Source organism: Acinetobacter sp. YH12132 (assembly GCF_013418645.1).
Lineage (GTDB): Bacteria > Pseudomonadota > Gammaproteobacteria > Pseudomonadales > Moraxellaceae > Acinetobacter > Acinetobacter indicus.
The window spans coordinates 123,224-144,247 of the sequence record NZ_VPBR01000003.1 but is presented as its reverse complement, the minus strand read 5'-3'; the positions used below and the strand labels follow the sequence as shown (position 1 = coordinate 144,247).

The 21,024-nt window shown below is 45.0% G+C and carries 18 protein-coding genes; 5 read left to right on the top strand and 13 right to left on the bottom strand.

From position 1 onward, the window contains the following. Window positions 1-13 precede the first annotated feature (13 nt). The 3 genes from tatC to tatA are packed head-to-tail and all read right to left on the bottom strand — an operon-like array spanning window position 14 to window position 1,483. Window positions 14-796: a twin-arginine translocase subunit TatC gene (tatC, locus tag FTU67_RS04555; protein WP_180061466.1), complete on the bottom strand. Its 783-nt coding sequence runs from the start codon at window positions 794-796 to the stop codon at window positions 14-16. Continuing rightward, window positions 793-1,239 (bottom strand): Sec-independent protein translocase protein TatB, encoded by a 447-nt coding sequence (gene tatB, locus FTU67_RS04550; protein WP_016658555.1) that lies wholly within the window; start codon window positions 1,237-1,239, stop codon window positions 793-795. The genes tatC and tatB overlap by 4 nt, the downstream gene beginning before the upstream one ends. Window positions 1,240-1,258: 19 nt before the next feature. Then, window positions 1,259-1,483: a Sec-independent protein translocase subunit TatA gene (tatA, locus tag FTU67_RS04545; protein ID WP_005180185.1), complete on the bottom strand. Its 225-nt coding sequence runs from the start codon at window positions 1,481-1,483 to the stop codon at window positions 1,259-1,261. 161 nt (window positions 1,484-1,644) lie between these two features. Between tatA and FTU67_RS04540 the strand changes: the two genes are divergently transcribed. After that, window positions 1,645-2,526: a permease gene (locus FTU67_RS04540; protein WP_180061465.1), complete on the top strand. Its 882-nt coding sequence runs from the start codon at window positions 1,645-1,647 to the stop codon at window positions 2,524-2,526. A gap of 195 nt (window positions 2,527-2,721) precedes the next feature. On the opposite strand, the gene rdgB is transcribed toward FTU67_RS04540, so the two are convergent. The 9 genes from rdgB to FTU67_RS04495 form a co-directional block, all read right to left on the bottom strand. Continuing rightward, window positions 2,722-3,348: an RdgB/HAM1 family non-canonical purine NTP pyrophosphatase gene (rdgB, locus tag FTU67_RS04535; RefSeq protein ID WP_016658557.1), complete on the bottom strand. Its 627-nt coding sequence runs from the start codon at window positions 3,346-3,348 to the stop codon at window positions 2,722-2,724. A gap of 105 nt (window positions 3,349-3,453) precedes the next feature. Further along, the gene (locus FTU67_RS04530) at window positions 3,454-4,044 is read right to left on the bottom strand and encodes a tetratricopeptide repeat protein (protein WP_005180179.1); all 591 of its coding nucleotides are present in this window, start codon (window positions 4,042-4,044) and stop codon (window positions 3,454-3,456) included. Beyond that, entirely contained in the window at window positions 4,041-4,634 is a 594-nt protein-coding gene (gene metW, locus FTU67_RS04525) for a methionine biosynthesis protein MetW (RefSeq protein ID WP_005180178.1), read from the bottom strand. The genes FTU67_RS04530 and metW overlap by 4 nt, the downstream gene beginning before the upstream one ends. Continuing rightward, entirely contained in the window at window positions 4,634-5,794 is a 1,161-nt protein-coding gene (locus tag FTU67_RS04520) for a homoserine O-acetyltransferase (RefSeq protein WP_005180176.1), read from the bottom strand. The genes metW and FTU67_RS04520 overlap by 1 nt, the downstream gene beginning before the upstream one ends. An 84-nt stretch (window positions 5,795-5,878) precedes the next feature. Next, complete coding sequence (gene leuA, locus FTU67_RS04515) at window positions 5,879-7,576, bottom strand: 2-isopropylmalate synthase (protein ID WP_180061464.1); 1,698 nt, start codon at window positions 7,574-7,576, stop codon at window positions 5,879-5,881. Between the two features lie 255 nt (window positions 7,577-7,831). After that, window positions 7,832-8,944, bottom strand: a complete 1,113-nt coding sequence (locus tag FTU67_RS04510; RefSeq protein WP_373684865.1) for an alpha-hydroxy acid oxidase — start codon at window positions 8,942-8,944, stop codon at window positions 7,832-7,834. After that, window positions 8,941-9,624: a Fe2+-dependent dioxygenase gene (locus tag FTU67_RS04505; protein ID WP_104471600.1), complete on the bottom strand. Its 684-nt coding sequence runs from the start codon at window positions 9,622-9,624 to the stop codon at window positions 8,941-8,943. The genes FTU67_RS04510 and FTU67_RS04505 overlap by 4 nt, the downstream gene beginning before the upstream one ends. 107 nt (window positions 9,625-9,731) lie before the next feature. Beyond that, window positions 9,732-11,966, bottom strand: coding sequence for a catecholate siderophore receptor Fiu (locus tag FTU67_RS04500; RefSeq protein WP_180061463.1), 2,235 nt, complete (start codon window positions 11,964-11,966; stop codon window positions 9,732-9,734). A 320-nt stretch (window positions 11,967-12,286) separates the two neighbouring features. After that, window positions 12,287-14,500 (bottom strand): TonB-dependent receptor domain-containing protein, encoded by a 2,214-nt coding sequence (locus FTU67_RS04495; RefSeq protein ID WP_180061462.1) that lies wholly within the window; start codon window positions 14,498-14,500, stop codon window positions 12,287-12,289. Between the two features lie 245 nt (window positions 14,501-14,745). Between FTU67_RS04495 and tig the strand changes: the two genes are divergently transcribed. The 4 genes from tig (at window position 14,746) to FTU67_RS04475 (ending at window position 19,094) form a co-directional block, all read left to right on the top strand. After that, window positions 14,746-16,077 carry a trigger factor gene (gene tig, locus FTU67_RS04490; RefSeq protein WP_075167430.1) on the top strand — a complete coding sequence of 444 codons (1,332 nt, stop codon included), beginning with the start codon at window positions 14,746-14,748 and terminating at the stop codon, window positions 16,075-16,077. A gap of 191 nt (window positions 16,078-16,268) precedes the next feature. After that, entirely contained in the window at window positions 16,269-16,874 is a 606-nt protein-coding gene (clpP, locus tag FTU67_RS04485; protein ID WP_005180162.1) for an ATP-dependent Clp endopeptidase proteolytic subunit ClpP, read from the top strand. A 27-nt stretch (window positions 16,875-16,901) separates the two neighbouring features. Then, window positions 16,902-18,212, top strand: a complete 1,311-nt coding sequence (clpX, locus tag FTU67_RS04480) for an ATP-dependent protease ATP-binding subunit ClpX (RefSeq protein ID WP_075174636.1) — start codon at window positions 16,902-16,904, stop codon at window positions 18,210-18,212. Window positions 18,213-18,380: 168 nt separating this feature from the next. Beyond that, complete coding sequence (locus tag FTU67_RS04475) at window positions 18,381-19,094, top strand: DUF2846 domain-containing protein (RefSeq protein ID WP_180061461.1); 714 nt, start codon at window positions 18,381-18,383, stop codon at window positions 19,092-19,094. A gap of 72 nt (window positions 19,095-19,166) precedes the next feature. Here FTU67_RS04475 and FTU67_RS04470 read toward each other — a convergent pair whose 3' ends face one another. Continuing rightward, window positions 19,167-20,693, bottom strand: a complete 1,527-nt coding sequence (locus FTU67_RS04470) for a fumarate hydratase (protein ID WP_005180157.1) — start codon at window positions 20,691-20,693, stop codon at window positions 19,167-19,169. Window positions 20,694-21,024 lie beyond the last annotated feature (331 nt).

Genomic DNA, 21,024 nt, shown 5'->3' with positions numbered 1-21,024 from the left:
GGTTTGTACAAACTTATTCTGCAGTCAGCCGACGCTTCTCAATGAGCTTGCCTGCAAATAAGCCCAATTCGAATAACATCCACATTGGAATGGCCAGCATAATCATCGACAGCGCATCCGGTGGGGTCACAAACATCGAAACAAAGAAACAGCCAACAATAATAAAGCGACGTTTTTCGACCAGCTGCTGGGTACTAACCACACCAATTAAAATCAGCAATAGGGTAATAATCGGAATTTCAAAGGTAAACCCGAACACCAAAAACAGTTTCACACAAAAAGTCAGATAGCTATTAATATCCGTCATCGGGGCAACTGTTTCCGGTGACACACTGATGAAAAAGTGCAGAATTGACGGCAGTGCAATAAAGTAAGCAAATGAAATCCCAATATAGAACAGGGCAATACTGCTTATGAGCAATGGCAGCGCCAGACTTTTCTCTTTTTCATATAAGGCCGGTTTTACGAAAGCCCACAGCTGATAAATAATAAACGGCATCGCAATCATCAATGCCACAAAAAAATTTAGCTTAAACGGTGCCATAAAGGTGGCCGTGACATCGGTAGCAATCATGGTCGATGAGGTCGGCAACTGCGCACGCAGCGGCTCAGATAAAATCTGATAGGTGCGATTGGCAAAAGGCAATAAGCAGAAAAACAGTGCAATAACCAAACCCACAATTTTAAATAGATGCTTGCGCAGAATCACCAGATGTTTGGTGATCGGCATTTCTTCTAAAGCAGCTTGCTCGCCCACTGTCGCCGCTGGCAATTGAGAAGGAGAACTTTGACTCATACAGCCACCTTATAATCGGTAAATTGTGATGTGGTCGGAGGGATAGCTTCAGTCGCGGTTAGCGGTTGATGCTGAGGACGCAGCAACAGCGAAGGTTGCGGGGCAATAAAGGTATAACGCGTCGGCAAATTTTTATTATCCGTTGCAGCGGTCTGGTTCGGTTGTTCTTCCGCGAATATTTTTTGTTGTTTTAGCTCATGCATCTGAGACTGCATTTTTTGCTCAAGTTCCTGAATACGTGCCATTTCCTGTTGCATCTGTTCACGCAGTTCAGAAAGTCGAAGTTCCCGATCAATATCATTTTGCACATTGCTGATGGTACGTTTAATTTTGCCGTACCACTTTCCAACAAAACGTGCAGCTTCAGGCAGCTTTTCTGGACCCAGCACCAATAATGCAATGATGCCGAAAAACAGCAGTTCCGTCATTCCAATATTGAGCATAACAAAATTACCTGAAAAATTATTGTTTTACAGTCGTGTTAACATCAGATGATGTCGCTTGATGTTCAATGGTCCGTGGCTCGTTTAGGGCCGCAGTGGTGGTTTCATCATCTTTAATTGATTTTTTAAAGTCTTTAACCGCACCGCCCACATCTTTACCCAGGTTTTTCAGTTTAGATGTACCAAACAGAAGAATCACCACGATTGCAAAAATCAGAACGTGCCAGATGGATAAACCAGCCATAATATTTACCTCTTTTTAATTCAAGACATATCTCAACAGGTCTAGATGACAGCGAGGTGACAGGAATATTGCGATTCAAAGACAGCAGATGGGCTAAAAGCATGTTGTGCCATCAATTATGTTAGGATAATCACCACTTTTCTGCCTTCCTGTGTACCCGCATGGCGCTGCTGCTTCCGCTAATTTCATTTCTGATTGGATACTTCGGGGTCGCGTATTTAAAGCCGTTGCGTCCGGTGCTGGCGATGTTACTGGCCCGGCTGTTTATTCCGTTACTGATTATCTACAACATGGTGTTTTATCAGGACGGCAGCTTGTGGCTGATTGGTTTTAGTCTGATCAGTTCCATCCTTTTCTTTGCAGTCTTTTATGTCTTGCAAAAAGATAAACTGATCGCACTGTGCTTCAGTTATTTAAATGGGGCCTGGCTGGGTTTTCCCTTTGCCTTGGCCCTGTTTGGACCTGCGGCCAGCAGTATTATTGTGGCGCTGTATATTGGCGGATCCTTATTTGGCAATGTTTGTGCGGTGATGGCGGTGAGCCAAACCCGGCAAGAATTAAAGTTTATTGTTAAAAATGTGCTGCTTTCACCGCCGGTGATTGCCCTGAGTCTGGCGGGTATTCTATCTTTTTGGGATGTGAGCCAGTTTGAACATCAGACCTGGGTACAAGTGATTTACCAAAGCAATAAAGTACTGGTGACCTTTGCCGGCATGTGCGTGCTGGGGATGTGGCTGAGTAAAGTTCGGATTGGCTGGGCTGACTTAAAGCGTAGCCTGGGTTTACTGGTCGCACGTATTCCGCTGGCCTTGTTGCTATGTGCTGTGGCGTACTGGTGTTTACCCATTCCGCAGCAGACCTTGATTTATGCCGTCATGCTGATGTTTTTCCTGCTGCCACCGGCTGCCAATATTGTGGCACTAGAAACCCATTATCAGGGCACCGGTGATTCTGCCAAATATATTGCCTCAGGAACGATTGCCAGTGCGATTTTGATTGGCGTATATGGCGTGGTGGTGCATGCGGTGGTGCCGGGTTTATAAATCAAAAAGTTCTCTCTCCCTTTGGGAGAGAGTTAGAGAGAGGGTATAAAAGTTTTTGAAAGTCCCTCTTTATTAAAGAGGGGGATTTACGGAAACCCTTTGTAGAAATGAGCAATATTTTAGCGTCAGAAGAAAGATGTATAGAAGAATCTCTCCCAGCCTCCCTTTTTCAAAGGGAGGAGTTTTAAAAGGATGTTACTTCTCCAAACTCGCTTTAAACAGCTGCATCGCCTGACCTCGATGGCTGATCTTATTTTTTTCTTCCTTGCTCATCTCGGCGCTGGAAATACCCAGCTCCGGTAACCAGAACAGTGGATCATAACCAAAACCATTTTCACCACGTGGAGCATCCAGAATTTCACCTTGCCAGATGCCCTGGAAAATTTGTGGTAAAGGATCTTCGGCATGCTGCACCAGGGCCAGCACACAAACAAACATGCCTTCAATCGCTGTTCCATCTTTGCGTAAAGGCTGTAAGTCTGCCAGCAGTTTTTCATTATTGGCGGCATCATTGCCATGTGCGCCAGCATAACGGGCAGAGTAAATTCCCGGTGCGCCGCCCAGTGCCGGTACGCAAATCCCGGAATCATCAGCAATCGCAGGCTTGCCAGAAATTTTAGAGGCATGACGCGCTTTAATAATCGCATTTTCAACAAAGCTCAGACCATCTTCAATGGCATCTTCAATATTGAGCTGGCCTTGCGGGATGACATCAACCGGTAAATTCAGTTCTGCAAATAGTTTTTCAAATTCCGCAATTTTGCCTTTGTTATTGCTGGCCAGAACCAGGGTGCCTTGAGAGAGCCAAGCAGGTGCAGTCATCTCGAATTACTCATGATTGAAAATATGCCGGCTAGTTTAACCGAAAACCGCTAGACAGCAGGCATGAAAAAAGCACCCGAAGGTGCTAGTGTTTTTGAACCTGGCTTATTGTGCCTGAATCCATTTGTCGGCACGGTCACGTGCCTGACGAATCTGTTCTTGGGTCAGGTTGGCGGCCAAGGCCGTTTTTTTGCCTTCAGATAAAGAAATCACTTTATTGTCGAGCATGCCATCACGGGTAGACAGCTCATACCACTGATAAGCGCCCATATAGTTTTTCTTTTTCTCTTCCATCATCGCCAGGTTAAAGCTGGCACGGTTATCACCGCGGCTGGCCGCTTTTTCAAAATACTGACGGGCCAGGACTTCATCTTTTTTGGTGCCAATGCCATCAGCCAGCATACGACCCACGTTCAATTGGGCTGAAGACAGTCCCTGATCGGCAGCGGCTTTATACCAGGCAAAAGCCTGACGTTCATCTTTAGCGACATCTTGGCCATGCAGATATTTGGTTGCTAGATAGAACTGCGCACCGGCCTGACCGGCTTTGGCGGCTTTAATCAGACCCTGAATGTCCATCACCGAATACTGGGCGGCCTGGCTCGACACCGAGCTGCCTGGCGCCACGTAATCTGCATGCGCCTGCAGGCTAAAAAGTCCAACCAGTAGCGTCGTGCTTAATAATAATTTTTTCATAGAGCGCTCACTCGATAAATTGCGACTTCACCAAACAGATTCGGGATATGTTTACTGAGTAAACTAACTTGTTGATCCCCATTCACAGCGAGTCGATTAATAATACGGATATTGTTTTCAGCACAGAGTGCTTCGAAATCACGGAAAGTACAGAGGTGGATGTTCGGGGTGTTGTACCACATATACGGCAAAGCTTCTGAAACCGGCATTTTTCCTTTCAGTGCCAGGAAAGAACGGGTCCTCCAGTGGGCAAAGTTCGGAAAGGTAATAATCGCCTGTTTTCCGACACGCACCATATCACGCAATAATACGTCAGGTGCATCTACAGCTTGCAAGGCTTGTGCCATGACCACATAGTCAAAAGACTGGTCGGCAAAGCGGCTTAAACCGAGGTTTAAGTCTTGTTGGATGATATTTAACCCCCGACTGACGGCAATTGCAATCTTTTCTTGGTCAATTTCCAGGCCGTAAGCACGAATATTGTGCTTTTTACTCATGTGGGCCAGCAGTTCACCATCACCACAACCAAGGTCTAAAACGCGGGAACCGGGTTTAATCCACTTTTCGGCAAGTTGCTGATCAATACGCATTACACAGCCTCCTGCGGGGTGGCCTTGAGGTGTTCAGCACCTCCCAAAAATGCTCTTAAAGATTTGACATATAACGGAATCGGGAACAGGAAGGAGTCATGGCCCTGTTCCGCATCAATATCTAAATAGCTGACTGGTTTATGGTTGCTAATCAGCGCATCGACAATTTCCTGCGAACGCGAAGGCGAGAAACGCCAGTCGGTGGTAAATGAAATCACCAGGAACTGACATTGGGTATGGGCCATAGCCTGTACCAGCGACTGTTCGTATTCACGCGACGGATCAAAATAATCTAGCGCCTTGGTCATAATTAAATAGGTGTTGGCATCAAAGTTACGGCTGAACTGTTCACCTTGATAGCGCAAATAGCTTTCCACCTGAAACTCGACATCGAAACCGTACATGAATTTGCCCAGTTTCAGGTCACGGCCAAATTTCTGCTTCATGGCTTCTTCAGACAGATAGGTGATGTGTCCGACCATCCGCGCCAGAATCAGGCCACGTTTTGGATAGCTGTCATGTTCCAGATAACGGCCATGATGAAAATCAGGATCAGAAAGAATCGACTGACGCGCGACTTCGTTAAAGGCAATATTTTGTGCCGACAGTTTTGGCGCACTGGCAATAATCACACATTTTTCCAGACGGTCCGGATAATCAACCGACCATTGTAGAGCCTGCATGCCCCCCAAAGAACCGCCAATCACTGCATACCATTTTTGAATGCCTAAGCGGTCTGATAGCATGGCCTGGGTTTTGACCCAGTCACGCACCGTCACCAGCGGGAAATCCGGACCATAAGGGCGGTTTTCATTTTCCGGGTTGGGTGAGGTTGGACCGGTCGAACCATGACAGCCACCAATATTGTTCAGTGCCACCACAAAGAATTTAGAGGTATCAATGGCTTTGCCCGGACCAATACAGCTGTCCCACCAGCCAGACTTTTTATCATCTTCATGATGATAGCCCGCCGCATGATGATGCCCGGACAGGGCATGGCAGATTAAAATGGCATTGGATTTGTCGGCATTCAAGCTTCCGTAAGTTTCAACCATCAGTTCAAAACGTGGCAGAATGCGACCACATTCCAGCTCTAACGGCTCTTCAAATTGAAACTGTTGTGGCGTTACGACACCCACAGAGTTAGCAGGGAAAGACACAGGAATAATTCGCCTTAGAATCTTTAGAATGAATAAATAAAAAGGATACCACTTGGGGTATCCTTTCTAAAGTACTTTATGTGCTTAAACGGCAGCAGCAACCAATTGTTCTTTGCTTAATACGCCCTGATCAATCAGACGGTTAGTGCTGGCAATAATGGCTTCAATGGATGAAGTCACAATGTTGTCATGCACCCCGGCACCAAAGGCAGATTTACCGGTACCTTTCACCTGCAACTCAACCAAGGCCAAGGCTTTGGCATTGGCACCCGAGCTGATGCCGCGTTCTTCATAGTTCAAGACATCAATTGGTAACTGCAAGGCATCCAAAATGGCCGAGATCGGACCGTTACCTTCACCGCGCAACTGCTGTGTCGAGCCATTCACCACCACTTCAAGTTCAATTACCTGTTTGCCATTGTCATCAGACAATTTATAGCTCTTGGCAGAATAATGTGAATCTTTGGCATCGACATAGGTTTGCTGGAACAATGACCAGATTTGCTGTGCTGAAATTTCAGTGCCTTCTTCATCGGTCACTTGCTGCACCACTTGTGAGAACTCGATTTGTACACGACGCGGCAACACCACGTTGTAGTTCGATTCTAACAAGTAAGCAATCCCGCCTTTACCTGACTGCGAGTTCACCCGAATCACGGCATCATAGTCACGGCCCAAGTCTTTCGGATCGATTGGCAAGTAAGGCATATCCCAGATTTCTTCGTTTTTCTGGTATTCAAAGCCTTTTTTAATCGCATCCTGGTGTGAACCCGAGAACGCCGTGAACACCAAATCACCGGCATATGGATGACGTGGATGCACAGGTAAACCGGTACATTCTTCTACGGTCGCAATAATTTCGTTGATGTTAGAGAAATCCAATTCTGGTGCCACGCCCTGGGAGTACATGTTCAAGGCAATTGCTGCCACGTCAACGTTACCGGTACGCTCGCCGTTACCAAACACACAACCTTCAACACGGTCAGCACCGGCCATAATTGCCAATTCAGAGGCAGCAATACCACAGCCACGGTCGTTATGACAGTGAACAGAGATGATCACCCCGTCACGACGTTTGATGTTACGGTGCATCCACTCGACCTGGTCGGCATATACGTTTGGAGTCGAAACTTCTACAGTCGCAGGCAAGTTTAAGATGACTTTGTTTTCAGGAGAAGCTTCCCAGATTTCAGTCACGGCGTCACAGACATCTTTAGCCACTTCCAATTCGGTTGCGGTGAAACATTCCGGGCTGTACTGGAAAATCCAGTCCGTTTCTGGATATTGCGCTGCGTATTCTTTCACTTTTTCAGCAGCGTTAATGGCCAACTGTTTGGCACCCGCGACATCAACATTCAAGACTTTTTGACGGAAGGTTGGCGAGTTGGAGTTATAGATATGTACAATCGCGCGTTTTGCACCTTCCAATGCTTCAAAGGTACGCTGAATCAAATGGTCACGTGCCTGAACCAAAACCTCGATATACACATCATCTGGAATGTGGTTTTCTTCAATCAATTTACGGGTGAAATCGAAGTCAATTTGTGAAGCAGACGGGAAGCCAATTTCAATATGCTTAAAGCCAATTTTCACCAACATCTGGAACATTTTGAACTTCTGTTCAATGCTCATTGGTTCGAAAATTGCCTGGTTACCATCACGCAGGTCGGTGCTCATCCAGATAGGCGCTTTTGTAATTTCGTTGTTCGGCCATTGACGGTCTGGCAAGTCAACACGTTGATACATGCGACGATATTTTTTACTTGGATCAGCCAACATCATGAGGTAACTCCTTGTGAAGCATGGGTTGCTTAAGCTTATAGAAAAGCAACGTACTACTTATATAGATGGTATCTATGGTATCAATTTACAAGCGTATTTCCGGAAAATATTAGGATCAGTCCACATTTTCAGAAAGAGTTGCTACCTGGCTGGTACCGTTCGCGGTCTTGCAAATTCCTAAGATAAATATAAGCCAACTGAAGTGGAAATTATTCTCTTAATTTGCATCATTAAAGGTTGTGGAGATAAAAAATTTCACTGGATCTGGTTTTTGTGAAAAATATAGCGACTATTGATCTCTTGCAGGCGCGCCGTTCCCATTAAAGCCATGGTCACTTCCAGTTCTTCCCGCAAAATTTTAATCACATGCGCCACACCTAACGCACCGGCTACTGCCAGACCATAAATATACGGCCGGCCAATCAGCACGGCGGATGCGCCCAAGGCCAGCGCCTTAAAAATATCGGAGCCGCGGCGGATGCCACCATCCAGCACTAAGGGAAAATTTGCCGGCAGTTGTGCGCGTATCATCTGTAGAGCTGTCAGTGGGCTAATGCAGTCATCTAGCACCCGGCCACCATGATTGGAAATGACCAGTCCCTGTACACCGTATTGCAATGCCAGTTGAGCATCTTCAGGATGCACAATGCCTTTGAGCAGCACCGGTAAAGACGTTTGCTGTACCAGCCAGGCGATATCTTCCCAGGTCGGTGCCTGTTGCATCAGACCATCAAACAGGGGATGTTGCTCTGGCCTGAGGATGGGGGATGTAAAGGAAGATAGATGCGGATGAGGCAGATGCGCCGGCACTTGAAAACCGGCCCGACGTTCACGGTCACGAACGCCGCTATGCGGTGAATCGACGGTCACCACAATGGCTTTAAACTGTTGTTGCTCTGCCAGTTGCACCAGTGCCAGCGATTGTTCGCGATTGCCTTGCCAATACAGCTGAAACCATTTAAGAGAGGTTGTTGGCGCAACTTCACGCAGATCGGTAGTACTTAAATGACTCAGGACCAGATTACTGCCCACCGCTTCTGCTGCGAGGGCAGTGGCTAGTTCACCCTGTGGATGAAACAGTTGCTGATGGCCAACCGGGGCTAGAAAAATTGGATGGGGAAATTCCTGCCCGAACAGTTCGCAGCGGGTATGGCCTTGGCTTAGGTCACGCAGCATTCTGGGCAGCAGTTGCAGCTGCTGAAACTGGTCCAGATTCTGTTGCAGGCTGCGCTCATCCATGGCGCCGCCTTGTAAATAGTGCCAGGTGGCCGGCGTTAAATGTTTGCTGGCCTGAGCTTCATAGTCGGCAATAGTTTGCAGATAAGCGGGAATCTGAGTAAGCGGCGGCAGTGGCTGGGCAGGCATCATAGTTCGCCCCATTGACGTAGCAGATTATGATAATGCGCGGTCAGTTGCAGCACTTGTTCATTATCGCCAAGTTGCTGGCGTAGTTGGCCGATGGTCATATCCAAATTAAACAGCATGCTGCGCTGCCAGTCATCGCGAATCATGCTTTGTGCCCAGGTAAAGGCGGCAATGCGCCGGCCGGCAGTAACCGGTTCTACCCGGTGCAGGCTGGTGGCGGGATAGAGAATCACATCACCGGCATCCAGCTTGACTTCATGAGCCCCGTAAGTGTCTTCAATCACCAGTTCACCGCCCTGATATTCTTCCGGTTCAGACAAAAATAAGGTCATGGAAACATCAGTACGAATCAGCTGCTGATGTGCAGCCGAATAATGCACGGCGCTGTCGACATGATTGCCATACGTCCCTTGCTGCTGATAGCAGTTAAACATCGGCCGTAGAATATGTTTGGCTAAGGTCGCAGATTGTACCAGCGGATGCTGTCTCAGTGCCTGTTCAATCTGTTCAGCCACCGCTGGATACACCGGATGCTGCGGGTCAAATTGCAGATTGTGTTTGCTTTTCTTGGCCTGTGGCCCGGCACTGTGCTGGCCATCAATCCAGGCGGTGTGCTGGTCGAGCTGCTGACGGATGTCAGCCACGGCCGCTTTACTGAGAACTTGAGGAACATGCAGCATCATGAGACTTGAATCATCCTTCAGACAGAGCGCTGTCTGTCATCATAAAGCCAAATAAAAAATGAAGCAGCATTTCAGATAAATGCTGCTTCAACAGAACAAAATAAAACTTAGAACTTATAGTTAAAGGTCAGGCTGGCACTGCGCTCCTGACCAAGCGTCATACGCGAACCGCCGTTGTTCAAGGTGCTGATGTATTCTTCATCTGCCAGGTTATAGACATTCAGGTTCAGTGAGGCATTTTCATTGAACTGATAACCGGCCATGGCATCAAATACCACATAGCTTGGAATGCTTGGCATATTGGCTGGAGCAGTGCTGTCGGTGACGACACGTTTTTGCTCATCGATATAACGTGCACCCAGACCCAGTTTAAAGCCGGCAATGTCATAGGTGGTCCATAATGAGGCGGTCCATTCCGGTGACCAGCGCACGCTATCGGTACGGGTCATGACATTGTCACGGAAACTTTGCTGATCTTCCTGTTTGGTTTTCATATGCGCCACACCGGCAGAAATATTCCAGGCATCGGTAATCTGGCCGACTGCACTCAGCTCAACCCCATCGACGATGGTTTTGCCTTCCTGGATGGATTCCTGTGTAATCGCATCCTGGGTAAACTGGTTTTCATTTTCCGTGCGATAGACTGCGGCATTCAGGGCTAGACGGCCATCAAGCAGATCCCATTTGCTACCCAGTTCATAATGATGGGTTTCTTGTGGTTCTGCCGCTGCGCTGTTAATGCCCGACTCAGACATTACAAAGTTGGCGCTGCCCGGTGGGGTTAAGGATTTGCCATAAGAAGCATAAACGCTGCTGTAAGCAGTTGGTTTGTACAGACCGCCAAGTTTCCAGCTCAGCAGGGTGTCATGTGCACTGATATCTGAAGCTACAAGGGCATTTGTGCCGCGAGGTAAGGACAGGCCTTGATAGTCAGTTTCGTAATAATCTACCCGTACTCCACCGTTTAACTGGAAGCGTTCGCCAAACTTTAAGGTATCAAACAGATAAGCCGCAGCCGTCTGGGTTTCACCATCGCTATAAGCACCGTTATAGATCAGGTCGGCCATCGGATCATTGGGGTTTGGGTTATACAGGTTGGCTTCAGTGGTGGATGCTGTTGGTTCATCCGGCATTTGGGTGGCCAGATTGCGGGTGTATTGCTGCTCTTTTAAAAATTCCAGGCCAGCTACCACATCATGTTCAATAGCACCGGTTTTCAGGTTCAAATTTAAAGTGGTCTGGTTGGCCAGAATTTTATTTTCCTGATCAACCCCCTGACGTGAACGGCTGATAGTCCAGTCGGCTGGATTGGTCGAATCATGTGCAGAAATGGTGTTAATCCCGGTCAGGACTCGGTTCATCTGGGTTTGACCCAAACGGGTGATATTAGTCAGTTTTAGATTATCTGCCAGATCACTTTCAATTTTCGCGGTGAACATGTCGGCATCGACATCTTCGTAATCATCTACATGGCCATAATAGTTTTCACGATTAACCTTGCCAGCTTGGGCAATATCCGGATTGGCATTCCAGAAGCCTTCCATACCAATGGTTGGAATACCGCCATCTGGAATATTACGCTGACGGACGTGTTGTGAATATAAATACAGGCGGGTCGGAGTATTCAGGCCAAAGGCAACAGATGGGGCAATGGCATAACTGTTGTTTTCGAGCACATCACGGCCTTGCACGCCGCCTTCTTGTCCCATGACATTGAGACGAAAAGCGGTATTGTCATTGATGGCTTGGTTGATATCGGCCGAGAGGCGGGCATTTTCTGCGGTATTGTAGCTGGCAGAGACTTCGCTACTGTTTTGCAGATGTGGCAGTTTGCTGACCAGGTTGATATAACCGGATGCCGAACCACGACCGGCTTCGGCACCGGCCGGGCCTTTCACGACTTCAACCTGTTCCAGGTTAAATACATCGCGGCTGACTGCGCCCAAATCACGGATGCCATCGACATAGGTAGAGGTTTGGGTAGAGAAACCACGCATCTGGAAGGTATCACCAGCGCTGGTATTGCCGTTCTCACCCATTTGTAAGGTAATGCCCGGGGTATTGCGTAGCGCTTCGACCAGTGACGTCGCGCCTTGTTCTTTTAATAAGGTTTGATTAATAACAGAAACTGTTTGTGGGGTATCGACCAGTGGCTGGGTCTGTTTCGCGGAGCTGAGCTGATTGGTTTTATATTTATTTTCAGCCTGAGATTTCACCGTGATTTCAGGAAGCTGGGTGACTTCTTCGGTTGCTGTGGTTGCATGTGCCATGAGCGGCAGGGTGGCTGCAAGGGCAACGAATGATGCAGTGCGTTGATGTTTTCGGCTCTTAATCTGTGCCATGGTGGTGTATTTCCTGATATGAATGACAAAATTCCCTTACCACAATGATTTGAGTGCGCAGTTCAAATGCAGAGTAATGATGGACTTATTGTATGTGTTTAACAAGTAATGCGAATTTTAGTGATAATAATTCTCAGTAACAATATGAAAATTGGTTAAAACAAACTAAACAATTAAGAAAATAATTATGGATTAGAGCCATTTAATGAAATAAATCAATAAGAATATTTGAATAATCGTATTTTTGATTTAATTTGATCGGTTTTAAGAATTAAAAACCCTGCCGGGGCAGGGTTTTGGGTTCTTATGTGAAATCCAGATTAGAAGTCATAAGAGATGGATAACCAGTAGTTGCGGCCTGGGAGATAAGTTCCCTCTAAACCAGATAAATATCTGTAACTTTGAGTCGTTTCATTATTAGTGCCATCTAAATACTCCACAGTTGTGTATTCTGTAAAGTCTTTATCTAGAAGGTTATTTACCGCCATATTGAAGCGCAGTTGGTCATTTACTGTGTAAGTCGCCCCTAAATTAAACAAATTATAACCAGCTAATTTGTTGCCTGAAGCTTGGTAAATGGCTTGGCCTTCCGCATCTAATGATTCAAAAGAATCAGTTGAGCGAACGCGACTTGATTTATATTCGTGTTGTAACCATAAATCAAAGTTCGGGTTAATATGCCATGTCGAAGTTAGGTTAAATGCATTACGTGGATTATTGTTGTAGTAATTGCTTTCAGTTTCAGGGTTATTACTATCAGTAATCTTACTCTTTGTATAAGTATAAGCAGCTTTAAGGTCCCATTCAGGAATAATGCTATATTGTAGAGTGGTTTCTACACCATAGACTTCAGCTTCATTAGCATTAATATTCTTTGAACAGGTTTTTCCAGTTGTACAAAGAGGATGGTCCTGAGCACCTACACTTACAATAGCATTTTCGATTTCATTATAGAAAGCGGTTGTTGTAAATGTAATTTGGTCATTTGGTTGAAGGTTAAAACCAAGTTCATAGTTAGTCGATTCTTCAGGTTTTAAATCTGGATTACCAAAAGTAAAGCTCTTTCCTTGTCGACTAAGGTTGATTAGATTATCTTCCAAAGCTTTAGCTGATGGCACTTTATAACCTGTGCTGACACCACCTTTAACTGTCAGAATATCATTAGTATTCCAAACTAAGTAAGCGCGTGGGCTGAAGTGTCCGCCAAAACCAGAGTGATCTTCATAGCGACCACCTAAAGTAAAACCGAGGTTGTCAAGAATACGCCATTCATCCTCGGCATAAAGTGCCCAAGATTTGCTATCAAACTCATTTTTACCGGTAATATGCTGAGCAATATTATCTTCAATGATTTGTTCTTTATATTGTGTTCCAACAGTTACTTTGTGATTACCAATAGTTGAAACTAGATGGCTATCGGCAATGATATCGGTATTTTTTAATTTTCTTGGGCTTGCAATTAATGGATCATTGTTAAGAATTTCAGATTCTGTGAATGCACCAGTTGGTAGTGAACGTCCTTTAGTCTCAGTCGATGAGTGACTGATATATGTTTTCCATGTACCAAAATCGTAATCACCATCATGACCAATTGCGAGTTGAGTACGATTGAACTCTAATTCATCTTTATAACCATCCGCTGAAGAAACTACAGAGCCATCAGAAAGTTTCGTTGTGGTCGTCCAATCTTCATTACCTAAGCGATTGCCTTCATTACTATAAGTTTGGCTAGAATGGAAAGTATCAAGCCAGAATGAATTCTGATCATTCATGACAAATGAAAGTTTTCCACCTAGATCGTAATTATCCGCTTTATTTGGACGAGGATCACGACTTGTTGAGCCTTCAACTACACGTTCAGAACGTTGTCGATCTAAATAAGAGCCACGTAACTGTAATCCGAGTTTGTCAGTGATTAATGGACCATTGAGTAAAAAACTTGTTTTCCATGAGTCAGCTTCTTTACCATGCTCCATGACATTACCGCTGACAGTCACGTTGCCATTCCATTCATCTGATACTTTTTTAGTAATAATATTAATCACACCACCCATGGCATCTGAACCATACAGGGTAGACATTGGGCCACGGATGACCTCAATACGTTCAATTGCTGAAAGTGGTGGCATAAATCCTGTTGATGTTTCACCAAAACCGTTAGGAGTTACATCAGTAGATGTTGTTTGACGACGACCATCAATTAAAATAAGAGTGTCATCAGCTCCCATACCACGCATGCTGACATTTAATCCACCCGTTTTACCAACGCCATTACGCACGTCGATACCCGGAACATCTGCTAACAAATCAGCAATACTGGTGGCATTTTTCTTTTCAATATCTTCTTTTGTGACCACGCTAATAGAAGCAGGTGCATTTTTAATATCTTGTTCAAAACCTGCCGCAGAAACCACAATCGTGGATAATTGATGTGTCGGGTCAGCTGTTGTTTCAGTGGTTGTATTTGCAAATGCGGAACTAGCAGAAATTCCAAGAATCGCGAGCGAAAGCGGGCGAAGGTTAAAGGTGCGCATAACCGAATTCCAGTATTGGGATATAAGAAGAATAGTTAAAAATATGAGTTAAAAACCATTGAATATTAATGATAGTACTTATCATTTGCAACAAATATTAGACAATAGATAAAAATAGCGAAGGGAATATGAAGAATTTAAGCCGAAAAATTGTTCTGATCGCTTGTTATTTTGTATATCTTTAAATGTTGTCATATAATATGGCACTTTTTTAAAAACTGTTATTACTAAATATCGAGGAAGCCATGCAAGTAACTTCTGAAGCGGTTTCGGGCGTTGCCCGTCGTTTAAATGTATCTGTACCGACGAGCCGTATTAACGAGCAGTTCGAAGCTCGCTTAAAACGCACAGCTAAAACTGCGAAGATTAACGGCTTCCGTCCAGGTAAAGTGCCTGTAAACGTTGTACGTCGTGAATATGGCGCGGGTATCTATCAAGAAGTTGTAAACGACATCATTCGTGACACCGTATTTGAAGCAATCCAACAAGAAAAAATCAATGCTGTTGGTATGCCAAACATTGAAAAAACTGAAATGAAAGACGACGCTTTAGTATATGAAGCGACTGTTGAAGTTTATCCAGAAGTTGAAGTGAAATTCGAAGGTCTGGAAGTTGAGCGTAAAGCATCTGAAGTTAGCGACAAAGATGTAGATCAAATGATCGAAAACCTGCAAAAGCAGCGCGCAACTTGGGCTGAAACCAAAGGCATGGCGAAAAAAGACATGCAAGTAACTTTTGATTTCGAAGGCACAGTAGATGGCGAGAAATTTGAAGGTGGTTCTGCTGAAGACTTCAAACTGGTATTAGGTTCTGGCCGTATGATCCCGGGCTTTGAAGATGGCATCGTGGGCATGAAAAAAGGCGAAGAGAAAGTTATTGATGTAACTTTCCCGGAAGACTACCAAGCTGAACAGCTGGCAGGTAAAGCAGCTCAGTTCAAAATCAATGTAAAACTGGTTGAAAAACAAAAACTTCCAGAAGTTGATGCTGAATTCTTAAAAATCTTTGGTTTAACTGAAGAAGAAGGCGTTGAAAAGTTAAAAGCTGACGTTCGTAAAAACATGGAACGTGAAGTGAAAAACGGTCTTCGTAACCAGGTGAAAGGTGCAACGTTTGATGCACTGGTTGCTGCGAACGAAATCGAAGTTCCAGAATCTATGGTTAAGCAAGAAATTGACCGTCAACGTCAACAAATGATCCAACAGTTCACGCAGCAGTTTGGTGCGCAAGGTGCGAAAGCATTTGACTCAAGCATGCTTCCAGACGAACTGTTCAAAGAACAAGCTGAAAAATCTGTAAAACTTGGCGTATTGGTGAGCAAAGTTTTAGCAGACGCGAAACTTGAAGTGGATGCTGCACGTGTTGATGCTTACATCGAAGACATGGCATCTTCTTATGAAGATCCAAATGAAGTAATTGAATACTTCAAAAATGACAAACAGCAACGTGCTCAAATTGAAGCAGTTGTGTTAGAAGACCAAGTGGTTGATCACATTCTTGCGGCTGCAAAAGTGACTGACAAACAAGTCAGCTACGAAGACTTATTGAAAGAGCAACAAGCTCGTCAACAAGGCTAATTTCAGCTGAAGTAAAAAAGGCGCCTAAGGCGCCTTTTTTATATAATATAAAAACTTGGATGGTTTTAAAGTTTACAAAGCTTATGCAAAAAATATCCATGAATTGTGGGTGAATATTTTGCAATTTAGATGATTATCCCTCATATTGTGATCATGGGTGAACTCACAAGAATTTAGGAATAAATAAACGTATGTATGTTCCATCAATTGATAACGCATTGGTTCCAGTAGTCGTTGAGCAATCATCTCGTGGTGAGCGTTCTTTTGATATTTATTCACGTCTTTTGCGTGAACGGGTGATTTTTTTAACGGGTGAGGTTGAAGACAACATGGCCAACTTGATTGTGGCGCAAATGTTGTTTTTAGAAGCAGAGAACCCAGATAAGGATATTCATTTATACATTAACTCGCCAGGTGGCTCAGTCACAGCCGGTATGGCGATTTATGACACCATGCAGTTTATCAAGCCAGATGTGGTGACTTACTGTATGGGTCAGGCAGCGTCCATGGGTGCATTCCTGCTGAATGCCGGTGCCAAAGGCAAACGTTACTGCCTGGAAAATGCCCGGGTCATGATTCACCAGCCTTTAGGCGGTTTCCGTGGTCAGGCTTCTGATATTGAAATTCATGCGCGTGAAATCCTGTTCATTAAAGAGCGCTTGAACCGTTTGATGGCAGAGCACAGTGGCCAGGACTATGAAAAAGTGGCCAAAGATACCGACCGTGATAACTTTATGACTGCACAGCAGGCCAAAGAATACGGTTTAGTGGACGAAGTGTTATCTAAGCGTCCATAAGTTTTAAAGATTTAAATTGGAGAGAATATGTCCGAACATCCTCAAGGACAAAAACATTGTTCATTTTGCGGTAAAACGCAGTCTGAAGTCGGGAAGCTGATTGCAGGCGAGGACGCATATATCTGTAATGAATGTGTGGACGTATGCCTGGATCTGGTTCAGACCAGTCAACAAGTTGAGTCGAGTGACTGGGCCGCCCGTCCGTTGCCAAAACCGCATGAAATTCGCGCTGCACTGGATCAATATGTGATTGGTCAGGACCTGGCGAAAAAGACCTTATCGGTGGCAGTTTACAACCACTATAAACGTCTGAAAGTGACGCATAACGGTCAAAAAACCAATGATGCAGTCGAAATTGCCAAAAGTAATATCCTGCTGGTGGGTCCAACCGGTTCGGGTAAAACCTTATTGGCACAGACTTTAGCGCGTTTGCTGGATGTTCCGTTTGCCATGGCCGATGCCACCACCTTAACCGAAGCCGGTTATGTGGGTGAAGATGTTGAAAACATCGTGCAGAAGCTGCTGCAAAAAGCCGATTACGATGTCGAAAAGGCGCAAAAAGGCATTATCTATATCGATGAAATCGACAAGATTACCCGTAAGTCTGAAAACCCGTCGATTACCCGTGATGTATCGGGTGAAGGTGTGCAGCAGGCCTTGCTGAAAATGATTGAAGGCACAGTGGCGTCTATTCCGCCGCAGGGTGGCCGCAAGCATCCGCAGCAGGAATTTATCCAGATTGATACTTCAAACATCCTGTTTATCTGTGGTGGTGCATTCTCGGGTCTAGAGAAAATTGTGCAGCAACGTCAGGAAAAAGGTGGTATTGGCTTTACCGCTGAAGTACGTAACAAGGATGAAAGCAAAAAACTGTCTGAACTGTTCCGTCAGGTTGAAGCAACAGATTTGGTGAAATTCGGTTTAATTCCGGAATTTATTGGCCGTTTGCCAGTTATTGCAACGCTGGATGAGCTGGATGAAGATGCATTAATGCAGATTCTTACCGAGCCGAAGAATGCCTTGACGCGTCAATACGAATATCTGTTCGAGATGGAAAATGTCGACCTGATCTTTGATGATGCCGCATTACGTGCAGTGGCGAAAAAAGCCTTGGAGCGTAATACAGGTGCGCGTGGTCTGCGTTCAATTCTGGAAAATGCCTTGCTTGAAATCATGTATGACTTGCCAAGTCGTAGTGATGTAGGCACGGTTATTATCACGGAGGCAGTGATTAATGGTCAGGCCAAGCCAGAATTAAAACCGGAACGTCAAAGTAAAGAAGCTGCGGTAGAACAGCCGAAAGCCGATTTAAAAGTCGTGAATTCAAAAACGGCTTAAGACGCTATTCGTCAGAAACGTGCGGAAATCAACGGTTTTCGCACGTTTTTTATTTGAAAAAATAAGACAGAGTGCTAATCTCTGCATCAGGGCCTGGATGCCAAACCCAATAAAAATATTGAAAAAGTGTTAAGTGTAAAAATAAAAACGAAGGAATGAGGGATGTTCATGCGTGCTATATCAATCGTATTTCTGGCTGTCGCATTGGCTGGCTGTCATGGGAAGTCGTCAACCGAGGCGCAACTGCCGCCCATCTCTACGTTAAAAGCTATTGATCAGAACGAAAAGCCGAGTTTGCTGGAACAGTACCGCTTTGGCATGTTTACCATTGGCGGTTGGGTCAATCAGAAATTAGGCCAGCGCTTTCAAGCCATTCAGCCGCAGCATGATCAGGCCGCCGTGGTGTATTTATATCGTCCGGATTCACGCTGGAACCGTCAGGAAATTGTAGCCTCCAGCCTATTTATCAATAGCGAACGCATTCCAAGCCTGCTGCATAATCATTATTACTGGATTGAATTGCCTGCCGGGGATTATCGTTTATCTACCAGCCGTCCTTTAGGTGTGCAGCATTTCCAAAAGCCGAAGTATCTGGATTTTTCCGTTGAAGCAGGCAAGTCCTATTTTATTAAATATGATGAAGAAAATAGCAGTACCCGCCGCACGATTTCTGGTCCCTTAATCATGATGCCGGAAACGGTAGGCCTCAATGAAATTGCTTTTACTCAATTGAAATCGCACAGTTATAATTTTGTGGCTGAAGACCAGAGCACCGGTAAAATTCGCTCTAAGGCACAAAAAATCAAACATGCCGATTATGACCCGGCCAGCGATGTGCAGTTGACTAAGCCATTTAAATTGTGGGACCCACGCACCTGGTAAAAATGCTTGAATCGAGAAATAAAAAAAAGCACCCAGATTTGGGTGCTTTTTTAATCGCTTCAACAGCATTCATTAGCCAGCAGCGGCATCAACCACTGGAATCTTGCCAATTTTAGCTTGCCAGATTTTTGGTGCAGTCGCGTGTACAGAAGTACCGTTTACGTCAACTGCGACAGATACAGGCATGTCTTTTACTACAAACTTGTAGATCGCTTCCATACCCAAGTCTTCAAAAGCAACTACTTCAGCTTCGCGGATTGCTTTAGATACCAGGTACGCAGCACCACCGACAGCCATCAGGTAAGTTGCTTTGTTGTCTTTAATCGCCTCAATGGCAGCAGGACCACGGTCTGCTTTACCAATCATGCCATAAAGACCAGTCGCTTCTAACACCTGACGAGTGAACTTGTCCATACGAGTCGCTGTTGTCGGACCTGCAGGGCCAACCACTTCATCACCCACTGGATCAACAGGACCTACGTAGTAGATGAACTTGCCTTTTAAATCAACCGGTAATTCTTCACCGTTGTTGAGCATGTCAACCATACGTTTGTGTGCAGCATCACGGCCGGTATAGATGGTACCGTTTAGCAGCAGTGTATCGCCTGGTTGCCAAGAGTTCATTTCTTCTTGGGTGATGTTGTCGAGGTCAACACGTTTAGACGAAGATGAGTCCCAAGTAACTTCAGGATAATCTTCAAGACGTGGTGCCTGAATATGGGCAACGCCTGAACCATCTAAAGTGAAGTGTGCGTGACGTGTTGCAGCACAGTTCGGAATCATACCGACTGGTTTGCCCGCAGCGTGGCAAGGGTAGTCTTTAATCTTGATGTCAAGTACAGTGGTTAAACCGCCCAGACCTTGTGCACCAATACCGAGTGCGTTTACTTTTTCGAAGATTTCAATACGAAGTTCTTCAAGTTTATTTTGTGGACCACGACGAAGCAGTTCGTCCATGTTGATCTCTTCCATGAGTGCTTCTTTGGCCAGCATCATGGCTTTTTCGGCAGTACCACCGATTCCGATACCGAGCATACCTGGTGGACACCAGCCTGCACCCATGGTTGGAACAGTTTTCAGTACCCAGTCTACGATAGAGTCAGATGGGTTAAGCATTGCTAGTTTAGATTTGTTTTCTGAACCGCCACCTTTGGCTGCAACAGTAATATCGACTTTATTGCCTGGAACCAGTTTGTGGTAAATCACCGCAGGGGTGTTGTCTTTGGTGTTCTTACGACCAAATGCAGGGTCAGCAAGTACAGATGCACGCAGGACGTTCGAGTTTTCTAAATAACCTTGACGCACACCTTCGTTAATCGCGTCGTCTAAGCTCATTGTTAAATCAAATTTAACATCCATGCCCACTTCAACGAATACGTTGACGATACCGGTATCTTGACAGATTGGGCGGTGACCCTCTGCACACATACGAGAGTTAATTAAGATTTGTGCAATCGCATCTTTTGCAGCTTTGTTTTCTTCACGGTCATACGCACGGCTCATCGCTTGGATGAAATCTTGTGGGTGATAGTAAGAAATGAACTGAAGCGCATCTTTAACCGATGTGATCAAGTCATCTTGCTTGATAATAGTTGTCATATCAAAATTCTCTTGAGCGGGCTGATAGCTAGCGGGCTAAATTATAAGATAAAATGACGGCATTGTGGGCGTTTTAGAAGCGGATTGGCCGAAAGTTTATAGTGGTGCTTTTACGCGGGATTTTGGGTGATTTTTACTGTATTTGGCAGGAGGTTTTGTCATATTTGAGCTGAAATTAATGTCATATTACAGCTTAAGTTTAGATAAAATTTTATTAAGTTGTTGAATTTTAATTATTTAATAAAATTTAAATATTTCAGCTTTGTCATATAACTGTCATAAAACTTTCGCATAATTGTCACATCCAAAAACGAGATCTTAAAGATGACAA